The 12,680-nt window shown below is 65.9% G+C and carries 11 protein-coding genes; 7 read left to right on the forward strand and 4 right to left on the reverse strand.

What is annotated here, in order from left to right:
• Positions 1-139: 139 nt before the first annotated feature.
• The gene (locus AC3DEZ_RS19415) at positions 140-1,429 is read left to right on the forward strand and encodes a citrate synthase (RefSeq protein WP_488389667.1); all 1,290 of its coding nucleotides are present in this window, start codon (positions 140-142) and stop codon (positions 1,427-1,429) included.
• Between the two features lie 284 nt (positions 1,430-1,713).
• Here AC3DEZ_RS19415 and AC3DEZ_RS19420 read toward each other — a convergent pair whose 3' ends face one another.
• The 4 genes from AC3DEZ_RS19420 to AC3DEZ_RS19435 form a co-directional block, all read right to left on the reverse strand.
• Positions 1,714-2,157, reverse strand: a complete 444-nt coding sequence (locus tag AC3DEZ_RS19420) for a VOC family protein (RefSeq protein WP_488389668.1) — start codon at positions 2,155-2,157, stop codon at positions 1,714-1,716.
• A gap of 69 nt (positions 2,158-2,226) precedes the next feature.
• Positions 2,227-3,030, reverse strand: coding sequence for a helix-turn-helix domain-containing protein (locus tag AC3DEZ_RS19425; protein WP_488389706.1), 804 nt, complete (start codon positions 3,028-3,030; stop codon positions 2,227-2,229).
• Positions 3,031-3,052: 22 nt separating this feature from the next.
• Positions 3,053-3,706: a hypothetical protein gene (locus AC3DEZ_RS19430; protein ID WP_488389669.1), complete on the reverse strand. Its 654-nt coding sequence runs from the start codon at positions 3,704-3,706 to the stop codon at positions 3,053-3,055.
• A 109-nt stretch (positions 3,707-3,815) separates the two neighbouring features.
• Complete coding sequence (locus AC3DEZ_RS19435; RefSeq protein WP_488389670.1) at positions 3,816-6,254, reverse strand: penicillin-binding protein 1A; 2,439 nt, start codon at positions 6,252-6,254, stop codon at positions 3,816-3,818.
• Positions 6,255-6,471: 217 nt separating this feature from the next.
• Here AC3DEZ_RS19435 and AC3DEZ_RS19440 point away from each other — a divergent pair, with 217 nt between their 5' ends.
• From AC3DEZ_RS19440 to AC3DEZ_RS19465, 6 genes are all read left to right on the forward strand, one after another.
• On the forward strand, positions 6,472-7,530 hold the full coding sequence (locus AC3DEZ_RS19440; protein ID WP_447104736.1) for a pilus assembly protein PilM: 1,059 nt from the start codon (positions 6,472-6,474) through the stop codon (positions 7,528-7,530).
• Complete coding sequence (locus tag AC3DEZ_RS19445; RefSeq protein WP_488389671.1) at positions 7,530-8,336, forward strand: PilN domain-containing protein; 807 nt, start codon at positions 7,530-7,532, stop codon at positions 8,334-8,336. Before AC3DEZ_RS19440 ends, AC3DEZ_RS19445 begins: the two co-directional genes overlap by 1 nt.
• Positions 8,333-9,001: a type IV pilus inner membrane component PilO gene (locus tag AC3DEZ_RS19450; protein WP_447104738.1), complete on the forward strand. Its 669-nt coding sequence runs from the start codon at positions 8,333-8,335 to the stop codon at positions 8,999-9,001. Before AC3DEZ_RS19445 ends, AC3DEZ_RS19450 begins: the two co-directional genes overlap by 4 nt.
• 5 nt (positions 9,002-9,006) lie before the next feature.
• A complete protein-coding gene (locus tag AC3DEZ_RS19455) occupies positions 9,007-9,534 on the forward strand; it encodes a pilus assembly protein PilP (protein WP_447104739.1) in 528 nt (175 codons plus the stop codon).
• A gap of 14 nt (positions 9,535-9,548) precedes the next feature.
• Positions 9,549-11,483 carry a type IV pilus secretin PilQ gene (locus AC3DEZ_RS19460; RefSeq protein WP_488389672.1) on the forward strand — a complete coding sequence of 645 codons (1,935 nt, stop codon included), beginning with the start codon at positions 9,549-9,551 and terminating at the stop codon, positions 11,481-11,483.
• A 177-nt stretch (positions 11,484-11,660) separates the two neighbouring features.
• Complete coding sequence (locus AC3DEZ_RS19465) at positions 11,661-12,671, forward strand: AAA family ATPase (protein WP_447104741.1); 1,011 nt, start codon at positions 11,661-11,663, stop codon at positions 12,669-12,671.
• Positions 12,672-12,680: the final 9 nt, after the last annotated feature.

Here is a 12,680-nt window from a genome sequence, read left to right on the forward strand (position 1 = left end):
TCTGAGTTTGGTCTGGAACCGAGCGACGACTCCAAACCGCGTGTGCGATAATCGACGTTATCCGAGGAATCCCCTCCGGACTCCCGTCACACACCGATCGCGCAAGCGGCCGGTGCTTCCCCACGAAGGAGCGCACACTGTGTCCGAACTCGACCAGGTCACGCTGACCGCCGGCGACAAATCCGTCAACCTGCCGGTACTGAAACCCACGCTGGGCAACAACTGCGTGGACATCTCCAAGTTGACCAAGGAAACCGGTCTTTTCACCTACGATTCCGGTTTCACCGCCACCGCCAGCTGCAAATCGGCCATCACCTACATCGATGGCGACAATGGCGTGCTGCTGTATCGCGGTTACCCGATCGAGCAACTGGCCAAGAATTCCAGCTTCCTGGAAGTGGCCTACCTGCTGATGAACGGCGAACTGCCGAGCAAGGCGGAATTCGAGAAGTTCGATCACGAAGTCACGCATCACACGATGATGCACGAGTCGCTCAAGAACTTTCTGCACGGCTTCCATTACGATGCACATCCGATGGCGATGCTGGCCGGCACGGTCGCCTCGCTGTCCGCGTTCTACCACGACACGCTTGACCTGGAAGATCCGGAACAGCGCCGCCTGGCGGCCATCCGCCTGATCGCCAAGGTGCCGACGATCGCCGCCGCCGCCTATCGCTATTCGATTGGCTGGCCGATCCGCTATCCGCGCAACAATCTGGACTACGTCAACCGCTTCCTGCACATGATGTTCGAAGTGCCGAGCGAGCCGCTGGAACTGAGCCCGGTGGTGGCAAAGGCGCTGGATCTGCTGTTCATCCTGCACGCGGATCACGAGCAGAACGCGTCGACCTCGACCGTCCGCCTGGTCGGTTCCACCGGCGCCAACCCGTACGCTTCGGTCGCCGCCGGCATCACCGCCCTGTGGGGCCCGGCCCATGGCGGCGCCAACGAAGCAGTGCTGAAGATGCTGGAAGAGATCGGCACCCCGGACAAGGTGGACAGCGCCATCGCCAAGGCCAAGGACAAGGAATCCGGTTTCCGCCTGATGGGCTTCGGCCACCGCGTCTACAAGAACTTCGACCCGCGCGCCAAGATCATCCGCGAGATGACCCACAAGGTGCTGGGCGAACTGGGCGTCAACGATCCGCTGCTGGAAGTGGCGCTGAAGCTGGAAGAGGCCGCACTGAAGGACGACTACTTCATCCAGCGCAAGCTGTATCCGAACGTCGACTTCTACAGCGGCATCATCTACAAGGCGCTGAAGATCCCGACCGAGATGTTCACCGTCATGTTCGCCATCGGCCGCACCGCCGGCTGGGTCGCGCACTGGCTGGAACAGCAGGTCGATCCGGAAGCCAAGATCGGCCGTCCGCGCCAGATCTACACCGGCTACGACGTACGCGACTACAAGGGCATCGACCAGCGCTGAGCGCCGTTCGATCGCCGTGGTACCTCCGAAGCCCCGCCATCGCGGGGCTTCGCTTTTCCGGGGGCATGCGGCCCGATGACCGAAGGGGAGTCCGGCACCGTCCGCCGGCGCGACAGCCGCCGGATCTTCCATGTTGTCGCCTTCTCCAACGGCGCCGACATCCATGTCCGCTCTGGAACACCGGGATCACCTCAAGCGCAGCCTCGCAGGCCGCGTCGGCGCGCATCGCGTGAGGTGTCCCGATGCCATGAACCGGGCGCCCTGGATTCGCGGGCGTCCGGCTCTCAGCACGGCGATGCGATGCGGTCGTAGCGCCGCTGCATTTCCTCGGGCGTCACCTCTTCGATGCTGTGTCCGATGTTCCAGCGATGGCCGAAGGGATCGCGCAGCACGCCGGAACGCTCGCCATAGAACATGTCCTGCGGCGGCATGACCAGCGTCGCTCCCGAGGACACGGCGCGGGCGATGACGGTGTCGGCATCGTCCACGTGCACGTGCAGCGTGACCGGACTGCTGGCCGCCGGATCCGGTGGGACGATGCCGTATTCGGGATACGGTTCGCACAGCATCAGGGTGGTGTCGGCCACTTCGATTTCGACGTGCCCGATGCGGCCGCCGGGCTCGACCAGACGGAATTTCTCGCGCGCGTCGAACACGTCGCGATAGAAGGCGATGGCGTCTTCGGCGTCACCGACGCACAGATAGGCGAACAGTTCATGTACCGGCATGGCGTTTTCTCCGCTGGGGAGACCAGCATGGATCAGGCGGTCAGCCCGGGATTGAAGAAAATTGAACCATCAGGCGGGTTCGGGAAGCAGAACGTGGCGCCCGCCGCGCCGGCGCGCACGCCGATAGGCTTCCGGCGACAATCCCGCGAAGGCGCGGAACTCGCGGATGAAATGCGGCTGGTCGCTGTAGCCGGCGTCCAGCGCGATCCGCGACCAGTCCCGCTCGCCCTGTGCCAGCCGCAGGGCGTGGCCGAAGCGCAACAGGCGCGAGTACGACTTCGGGGCCAGGCCGATACCGTCGCGGAAACGATCGATGAAACGGCGGTGGCTGTAGCCCGAATCCGCGACCAGGTCGCCGATGCTCCGTCCCTGCCGCAGTCCCTGCACGGCCAGCGCGACCTGGGGATGCAGGCCACGATATGGCCGCAGGCGCGCCAGCAGCCAAGCCTGGAGGCATTCCAACCGCCGCTCCGGGTCGATCTCCGAATTCAGCCTGTCGCGCAGGTACTCCACTTCGACCGGCCAGAACACATCGAGCGGCGCGTGCCGATCGCGCAGTTCCGTCGGCGGACAGCCGAACAGGGCGCGGATCGCACCCGGCCGCAGCAGGGCGCCGACCGAAGGCGTCGCCCGGGACACGTCCTTCAGGTAACAGCGTTCGTGCGGGCCGGCGATCACCGCGTCGGAGATGGCATGCCCTTCGAGGTCGTCGATGCCTTCGTGGCGACGCAGAACGCAGCCGCCAAGGCGGATGGCCAGGTGCGCATTGCCGTCGGGAAGATTGGATTCGCGTGCAGACGACACGGATGTACCTTCACCGTGCCACACGGCGGCGATGAAAGGACGCAATGGCGGTATCGGAGCGCGCAGCATCACCGGTGTCGCTTCCGGCCGATCAGCGCGGAACGTCGATTTCGTAACCGGCGATTTCCTCTTCCGCCAGCAGTTGCCGCAACTGGGCCAGCGACGATCGCCGCATCGGCTTCTCGTCCACGTTCGACAGCGGTGCCTGCCGCAGCGCATCCAGCGGCAGCACGGTCACATCGAAACTCAGGTCCTCCGCGCTGAACAGCCAGACCGGCGCGTCCAGGCTGCGTTCCCGATCCAGCCGCAGGCGCCGCATGCGCGACTCGCTGGGAATGCCGTGTTCGTCCAGGAATCGCGGCAGCGCATCGGGGTCGTCGCTGTGCGCGTGCAGGAGCACGGCCGAATTGGCATCGGCGGTGCCTTCCAGCACCGGCCCGACCAGGCGCGGCGAAAAATCACGGAAAAAGTCGAGTGCGCGCAATGCCGCCTCGCGCCGCTGGCGCAGTCCCTGCACATGCGCTTCACCCGCGAACAGGCGCTGGTACTCGCGCAGGGCATCCTCGATCTCGCGGTTGCGCGGCAACGACGCGTCGTCGTGAATGCCCAGCCGGCTGGCGGCCTTGAGCTTGGCCTGATGGAAGTCGCGGATGCCGCCTTCGGCCATCAGCCTGGCAGCTTCATGGGCGAGCCGATGGCGGCGCTCGCGGGTGCGGGTTTCGGCGTGCTGACGAGCGTGGTGCATGGCGAGCCTCCGCGTCGAAACTAGCGGCGACTGTACACCAAGGATTGTGAATGTAAATCGGTGGATCACCCGGGTGATCCACCGATTCGGCCGGACGTGTCGGCGTCCGTCAGAAGATGTCGAAGGCTTCTTCGTCCGGGACGGCGTCCTCGGGACCGAAGTCGTCGAACTGCTCGATGCGCTCCAGATCCTCGGCCTTGACCCACTCGGTCGCCCCGTTGGTGGTGACCTGGACCATGCCGGCCGGCGGATCATTGGCGGCGATCGGCTTGTCCTTCAGCGCCACCCGCATGTAGTCGATCCAGATCGGCAGGGCGGCCTTGCCACCGTATTCGCGGTAGCCCAGCGAACGGAAATCGTCGCGGCCCACCCAGACGGTGGTGGCATAGGTGCCGCCGAAGCCGGAGAACCAGGCATCGCGGTGATCGTTGGTGGAGCCGGTCTTGCCACCCACGTCCTCGCGTCCGAGCACCTTGGCCGCGGTACCTGTGCCGCGCTGGACCACGTCGCGCATCATCGAGACCAGCTGGTAAGCGGTGCGTTCGTCGATGGCGCGCGGCGCGGCGACGGTATCGCCGGGCTGCGCCGGCGGCTTCACCGGAGGCGCGGGGGCGGTGGCCTTGGCCGGGGCGGGCTTGGGCGCGGCCGCTTGCTGCGGGCCGAAGTTGAAGCCATCGACCACGTCGTTGGCGGGCGAGGCGGCGTTGCCGAGCGACGTGCCGCTGCAGCCGCGGCAGGCGACCGCGGGCTTCTCCTTGAACAGCACGGTGCCGGCGCGGTCCTTCACCTCGTCGATGAACCAGGGCGTCACCCGCGAACCGCCATTGGCGAAGACCGCGTAGCCGCGCGCGACCGACATCGGGGTCAGCGAAGCGGTGCCCAGCGACATCGACAGGTTGGGCGGCAGTTCCGCCTCCTCGAAGCCGAACTGGCTGATGTACTTGCGGGCGAAATCCACGCCGATGGCGTCGAGCAGGCGCACCGACACCAGGTTGCGCGATTGCACCAGCGCCTCGCGCAGGCGCATCGGGCCGCGGAAGCCACCACCGTCATTCTGCGGTCGCCACATGTGGCCGCGGCGGTCGCGGAACACCACCGGGGCGTCGAGCACGATCGAGGCCGGGTTGAAGCCCTTCTCGAAAGCGGCCGCGTACAGGAACGGCTTGAAGCTGGAGCCCGGCTGGCGGCGCGCCTGGGTGGCGCGGTTGAACTTGTTGCCGGCGAAGCTGTAGCCGCCAATCAGCGCCCGCAGCGCGCCGGTGTCGGCGTCCAGCGACACCAGCGCCGCCTGCGCGCGCGGAATCTGGTCGACGACGTAGCTGCCTTCGGTCTTGCCGGCCTTCAGGCGGACCAGGTCGCCACGCTTGAACAGTTTGCCGGGCGCCTTGCCGGTCCACTGGCTGGCCGACGGCGGCAGCACCAGCTCGCTGGCATCGGACAGGACCACCGTGGCGCTGCCGTCCGCCGTGGTCGCGGCAACGATCGCCGGACGCATGCCGCCCTGCGGCGGTACGCCGTTCAACTGGGCGGCCAACGCCTTGGCGTCCGCTTCGGCCGGCACGTCGAAATGCCGTTCCACGCCGTTCCAGCCATGGCGGCGGTCGTACAACTGCAAACCCTCGCTGACCGCCTGGTCGGCGGCCGCCTGCAGGTCGGCGTCGATGGTCGTGGTGACGTGATAGCCCTTGGTCAGGACATCGCCACCGAAGCGGGCGATCATTTCCTGGCGGACCATCTCGGCCACGTACGGCGCATAGACCTCGACCGGGCGCTCGTGCGGGGTCGCATGCATCGGCTCGGCCTTGGCCTCGGCGGCCTGCGCCGGGGTGATGTAGCGATCCTCCAGCATCCGGCTGATCACGTACACGCTGCGCTGATGGTTGCGCACCGGATTGCTGATCGGATTGCCGCTGGAAGGAAATTTCAGCGCGCTGACCAGGGTCGCGGTTTCGGCCAGGGTCAACTGGTCAAGCGATTTTCCGTAGTAATACTCGGCCGCCGCCGCCACGCCGTAGGAACGATTGCCGAAGAAGCTCTTGTTGAGATAGAGCTCCAGGATTTCGTCCTTGGTGAGCATCTTCTCGATGCGCATGGCCAGCATCATTTCCACCAGCTTGCGCGTGTAGCTGTACTCGGAGCTGAGGAACCACTGGCGGGCCACCTGCTGGGTGATGGTGCTGCCGCCGGCCACACGGCCTTCCTTGCGGCTGACGATCTGCCAGACTGCGCGGCTGACGCCGGTCAGATCGACACCGTTGTGCTTGTAGAAGTCCGAATCCTCGGCGGCGATGAAGGCCCGCTTGACCGGCTCGGGCACGTCCTTGATGGAGACCGGGTAGCGCCGGGTCTCGCCGAACAGCCCGATCAGGCGGCCGTCGCTGGCATAGACATAGAGGGGTTCCTGCAATTCGACGCTGCGAAGGGACTGGATGTCCGGAACCTTGGCCGAAACCACGTAATAGAGGACGCCGATGGCGGCCAGGCCGGCAAGGGTGAGGGCCAGGCCGGCGAGCAGGGCCCAGCGCAGGAGACGGCGGAAACGGGGCATCCAGTGGGATCCGATTGCAGAATTCTCGGGGGCAGAGTATAGATGACGGCCGGGGTCGCCGCCGGCGATCCTAGGGGGAACAGTAACTTGTGTGACAACCTTCGTGAACCGTGACAAGCCGCACAGCCACGAAAACTGAAGTTGCCAAGCGTAAAAAGTTGGTTATTAATGTCGGCGGTAGCAGTACCGTCCAATGCCCGTCGGAAGGGGAAAGACCGTGGGGCTAATCCCAAGAAGCCAGGCGCCGCTGGTCGGCGTCGATATCAGTTCGACCGCGGTCAAGCTCCTGCAGCTTTCCCGCGTCGGTAACCGTTACCGCGTGGAGCACTACGCGGTCGAACCGCTGCCGCCCAACGCGGTGGTGGAAAAGAACATCGTCGAGGTCGAGGCCGTCGGCGAGGCCATCCGGCGCGCGGTGACGCGGGCCGGAACCAAGGTCAAGCACGCCGCCGCCGCGGTGGCGGGCTCGGCCGTCATCACCAAGATCATCCCGATGCCCGCCGAACTGGACGAGAGCGATCTCGAGGCCCAGGTGGAGCTGGAGGCGGTCAACTACATCCCGTATCCGATCGAGGAAGTGAACCTCGATTTCGAGGTGCTCGGCCCGATGCCGAACAACCCCGAAATGGTGCAGGTGCTGCTTGCGGCCTCGCGTTCCGAGAACGTCGAGCTGCGCCAGTCGGCACTGGAGCTCGGTGGCTTGACGGCCAGGGTGATGGACGTGGAGGCCTTCGCGGTCGAGAACGCGTTCGCCCTGATCGCCAATGACCTGCCGATTCCGCAGGATGGCGTGGTGGCACTGGTCGACATCGGCGCGACCATGACCACCCTGAACGTCCTGCGCCGTGGCCGCAGCCTGTACAGCCGCGAACAGGTGTTCGGCGGCAAGCAGCTCACCGACGAGGTGATGCGCCGGTACGGGCTCACGTACGAGGAAGCCGGACTGGCCAAGCGCCAGGGAGGATTGCCGGAAAGCTACGAGGTCGAGGTGCTGGAACCGTTCAAGGAAGCGACGGTGCAGCAGATCAGCCGCCTGCTGCAGTTCTTCTATGCGGGCAGCGAATTCAACCGGGTCGACCAGATCGTGCTGGCCGGTGGCTGCGCCGCGCTCCCGGGCCTGCCGGAGATGGTGGAGGAACAGCTCGGCGTTCCCACCGTGGTGGCCAACCCGCTCGCGCAGATGACCCTCGGGCCGCGTGTCCAGGCGCATGCGCTGGCCCAGGACGCTCCCGCGCTGATGATTGCCACCGGCCTGGCTTTGAGGAGCTTTGACTGATGGCAAGAATCAACCTACTTCCCTGGCGCGCCGAACGACGCGCCCAGCGGCAGCGTGATTTCTACGCCATGCTGGGCCTGGCCGCGCTGGCCGGCGTGATGCTGTCGTTCCTGCTGTGGTTCCACTACGACCGCCAGATCAGCGGACAGATGGTGCGCAACGATTTCCTGAAGGGTGAAATCCAGAAGGTCGAAGGGCAGATCCAGGAAATCGAGACGCTGGACAAGCAGAAGGATCGCCTGCTCGCGCGCAAGAAGGTCATCGAGCAACTGCAGGCCAACCGTTCGCAGATGGTCCATCTGTTCGACTCGCTGGTGCGCACGATTCCGGATGGCGTGGCGCTGTCGAACATCAAGCAGGAAGGCGAGGTGCTGACCCTGGAGGGGCGTGCCCAGTCCAATGCCCGGGTCAGCGAATACATGCGCAAGCTGGAAGGCTCCGGCTGGATGACCAAACCCGACCTGGCGATCATCGAAGCCAAGGCGGAGGACGCCAAGGCGCTTTCCGGCGGCGTCAGCAGTTCGCTGCCCTACGTGTTCAACCTGCAGGTGCGGCTGGCAAACCCGAACGCTTCCGAAGGCAAGGACGGCGAGGCCCCGGATGGCACCGCGGTGCCCGTGGCCGATGCGACTGCGACCGCGGCGCCCGCCGCCGCCGCGCCGGTCACCCCGGTCGTCCCCGCTGACGGCAAGGCCCCGGCCGCCGCTCCCGCGCCGGCATCGCAACCGGCGACGCCCGCCACCACCCCGGCCGCTCCCGCGAACCCGGCCCCGACGCCCGCCAACAGCCCGGGGAATGCGTCATGAGCCAGAAAAAGACATCGCTCAAGAATCTCGACATCAACAACATCGGCGCCTGGCCGCAGAACGCCAAGATCGGCTTCTGCGTGATCGTCGGTCTGTTCATCCTGGTGATGGCCTACCTGCTGGTGATCAAGGGCAAACGCGAGGATCTCGCCCAGCTGGAAGGCCAGGAAAGCTCGTTGCGCCGTGATTTCGAGGAGAAGCAGGGACGCGCCGCCAACCTGGGTCCGCTCAAGCAGCAACTGGCGCAGATGGAACAGGTGCTGCAGCAGATGCTGCGCCAGCTGCCGAGCAAGACCGAGATGCCGGATCTGATCATCGACATCTCGCAGACGGCGCTGTCCAGCGGCCTCTCCAACGAGCTGTTCCAGCCCGGACCGGAGACGCCGAAGGAGTTCTACGCGGAGAAGCCGATTGCGTTGCGCATGGTCGGCAGCTACCACCAGTTCGGTGCCTTCGTCAGCGGCGTGGCTTCGCTGCCGCGCGTGGTCATCCTGACCATGCATGACATCTCGTTGAAGCCGAAGGAAGGCAAGGGCGCGATCACCGCCCGCGGAGCGCTCGAACTGTCGGGTACCGTGAAGACCTATCGCTACCTCGACGAGAAGGAAATCGAGGATCAGGAGAAGGCGGCCGCCGCGGATGCGGCAAAGGCAGGAGCGAAGTGAAGAACATGCATTCCGCTTTCCGTCCGCTGCTCCTGGCTTGCCTGGTGGTATCGCTGGCGGGCTGCGCGCGCGGCGTCACCAGCACGCCGGGCGATGCCCCCAATCTGGAGAAGTGGGTGGCGGACGTGCGCGCCCGTCCCGCGCCTCCGCTGGATCCACTGCCGGTCATGCAGCAGTTTGAAACCTTCGAATATGCGGCGCAGAGCCTGCGCGACCCGTTCAGCAACGCCTGGAGCAATGTGGACAACGGGGGGCTGAGGCCTGATCCGAACCGTCGCAAGGAAACCCTGGAACAGTATCCGCTGGACAGCCTGGACATGGTGGGGACCATCGGCAAGGGACCGGGTCTGATCGCCCTGGTGATGGCGCCGGACAAGGTGACCTATCGGATTCGTCCGGGTAATTACATGGGCCAGAGCGATGGTCGCGTCACCGCAGTGCGCGAGGACGGCATCGAAATGGTCGAACTGGTGCCGGATGGCGCCGGCGGCTGGCTGGAAAGGCCCGCTTCGGTCGCGCTTGAAGAACAATGATTGGGGGAAACACGATGACCGCTTCAAACGCTAATGGCCTGCGGCCGATCCGGCGCCTGGCTTCGCTCAGGACCCAGAGCCTGGGTTTCGCCATCGGCCTGCTGGTCGCCACGGGTGCAGCCGGCGCGGCCAATCCAATACCTCAGGCCCACGCCACCGCGCCGTCCACGGTGCAAGCCGGCGCGCAAGCGACCGGCCAGGTGGCCATCACCAACATCGACTTCCGGCGTGGTGAGGATGGCGCCGGTCGGTTGGTGATCAAGTTCGACCGCGCCGGCGCGGCGCCCGACCTGCGTAATCTGGGGTCCTCGGTGGTGGTGGACGTCGGCAACGCCGAGATTCCGGCCAACCTGCAGCGCGGCCTGAACGTGGTCGATTTCGCGACCCCGGTGCAGCGGGTCGACGCCCGCCCGAGCGGCAAGGGCACCCAACTGGTGCTGAGCACGCAGGGCACTTTCGAATCGCTGGCCTATCAGACCGGTAACGAATACGTGGTGGAGATCACCCCGCGTACCGACAAACCGGCGGTGGGCACGGCGGGTACCGCGGCAGGCGCCGTCGCCAGCGCCGCGGCCAAGGTCGCAAGCTCGCAGAGCACCCGCGCCTACGGTGGACGCCCGGTCACGTTCAACTTCCAGGATGTGCCGGTCCGCACCGTCCTGCAGCTGATCGCCGAGGAATCCAACCTCAATATCGTCGCCTCCGACACGGTGCAGGGCAATGTGACCCTGCGCCTGGTCAACGTGCCGTGGGATCAGGCGCTGGACATCGTCCTGCGCGCCAAGGGCCTGGACAAGCGCCGCGAAGGTGGCGTGGTCTGGGTGGCGCCGCAGCAGGAACTGGCCAAGTTCGAGCAGGACAAGGAAGACGCCCGCATCGCGATCGAGAATCGCGAGGATCTGGTCACCGACTACATCCAGATCAACTACCACAATGCCGCGGCCATCTTCAAAGCGCTGACCGAAGCCAAGGGTATCGGTGGTGCGTCCGGCGGCGGCAGCGGTGGCGTCAACCAGCAGGAAAACAGTTTCCTGTCGCCGCGCGGACGCCTCGTCGCGGACGAACGCACCAACACGCTGATGATCAGCGACATTCCGAAGAAGATCGCGCAGATGCGCGAGCTGATCAGTGTCATCGATCGCCCGGTGGATCAGGTGCTGATCGAAGGCCGCATCGTCATCGCGACCGATACGTTCGCGCGTGACCTGGGCGCGAAGTTCGGCATCGGTGGCCGCCGCAGCTACAACAACGGCGACAACACCGGCACGATCGGCAGCGGTGCCAGCGGCAACGCCAACGCGTCGCGCGGGCTGAACGTCAATCTGCCGGCGAAGACCTTCACCACGGGTACTTCGGCGAGCATCGCCTATACCCTGCTGGGCCGTAATTTCAATCTCGACATCGAACTGCAGGCGCTGCAGGAAGAGGGGCGGGGCGAGGTCATTTCCAACCCGCGCCTGGTCACCACCAACCAGCGCGAGGCGGTCATCAAGCAGGGCCGTGAAGTCGGTTACCTGACCGTCACCGCGCAGGGTACCGGCGGCGCCGCGTTGCCGACGGTCCAGTTCAAGGAGGCGCTGCTGGAATTGAAGGTGGTGCCGACCATCACCAGCGATGATCGCGTGTTCCTGAATCTGAACGTCAAGAAGGATGAAGTCCTGCGCTTCATCGATTTGGGCGACTTCGGCTCTGTTCCTGAGTTGGCGCGTCGTGAGATCAACACTGCGGTCTTGGTCGACGATGGCCAGACCGTGGTCATCGGTGGCGTCTACGAGTTCAGCGATCGCACCAGCATCGCCAAGGTGCCGTTCCTGGGCGACATCCCCTTCCTGGGCAATCTGTTCAAGAAGAAGGGACGCAGCAAGGAAAAGGCCGAGCTGCTGATCTTCGTGACCCCGAAGGTGTTGCGTGTGGCGCCGCAGCAGGGAATCTCGCGCGCCGGCAACTGATCGAAGGCGAAATACAGCCAAAGCATGACGAACGGGGGCCTTGCGCCCCCGTTTCGTTTGTCCCGCCTGCTGGACGACCCGAACGTGTGCATATGATCTGAACGGTGCCGGCCGGCCCTGAACCAATCTCCCGTCCTTGGGTCAAAATGGCCCTCCGATTCCACGCGCCAACGCCCCATGGAAGATTCCGCCGCCGTTTCCTTCCCGTCGTCCGAGGCCAACCGTCTGCACGCCGCCTTCACGGCGCTGCGACAGGACCTGGCCGACACCATTGTCGGCCAGGCCGCATTGATCGAGCGCCTGCTGATCGCATTGCTGGCGGATGGCCATCTGCTGGTCGAGGGCGCGCCGGGGCTGGCCAAGACCACGGCCGTGCGCGCCTTGGCCGGCCGGCTAGAAGCGGACTTCGCCCGGGTCCAGTTCACGCCGGACCTGCTGCCTGCCGACCTGACCGGAACCGAGGTCTGGCGTCCCCAGGATGGCCGCTTCGAGTTCCAGCCCGGCCCCATCTTCCATCCGCTGCTGCTGGCCGACGAAATCAACCGCGCGCCGGCCAAGGTGCAGTCGGCGTTGCTGGAGGCCATGGGTGAACGCCAGGTCACGGTGGGACGGCATACCTATCCGTTGCCGGCGCTGTTCCTGGTGATGGCCACCCAGAACCCGATCGAGCAGGAAGGCACGTTCCCGCTGCCGGAGGCGCAGTTGGACCGCTTCCTGATGCATGTGCGCATCGGTTACCCCGAAGCTTCGGCGGAAGCCGAAATCCTGCGCCTGGCCCGCGAGCGGGCGCGCGAGACATTGCAGCCGGTCCCGGTCGCCCTGACCCGGATGCCGCAGGAAGACGTGTTCGCGGCCCGCAAGGCCGTGCTCGATCTGCATGTCGCCCCGCAGTTGGAGCGCTATCTGATCGAACTGGTGCTGGCGTCGCGCGATGCCGCCCGTTACGACGCGACGCTGGCCCGCCGCATCGCCTGGGGGGCGAGTCCGCGCGGCTCGATCGCGCTGGAGCGGTGCGCGCGTGCGCGGGCATGGCTGGCCGGACGTGACTACGTGACGCCGGAGGATGTCCGCGCGATCGCCCCGGACGTGCTGCGCCATCGCGTGCTGCCCAGCTACGAGGCCACCGCCGAGGGCTGGGACGGCGACCGCCTGGTCGCGGCGCTGCTCGACGTCGTGCCGCTGCCCTGAGGAGCGCCG

The organism is Pseudoxanthomonas sp. 134C1, assembly GCF_057773065.1.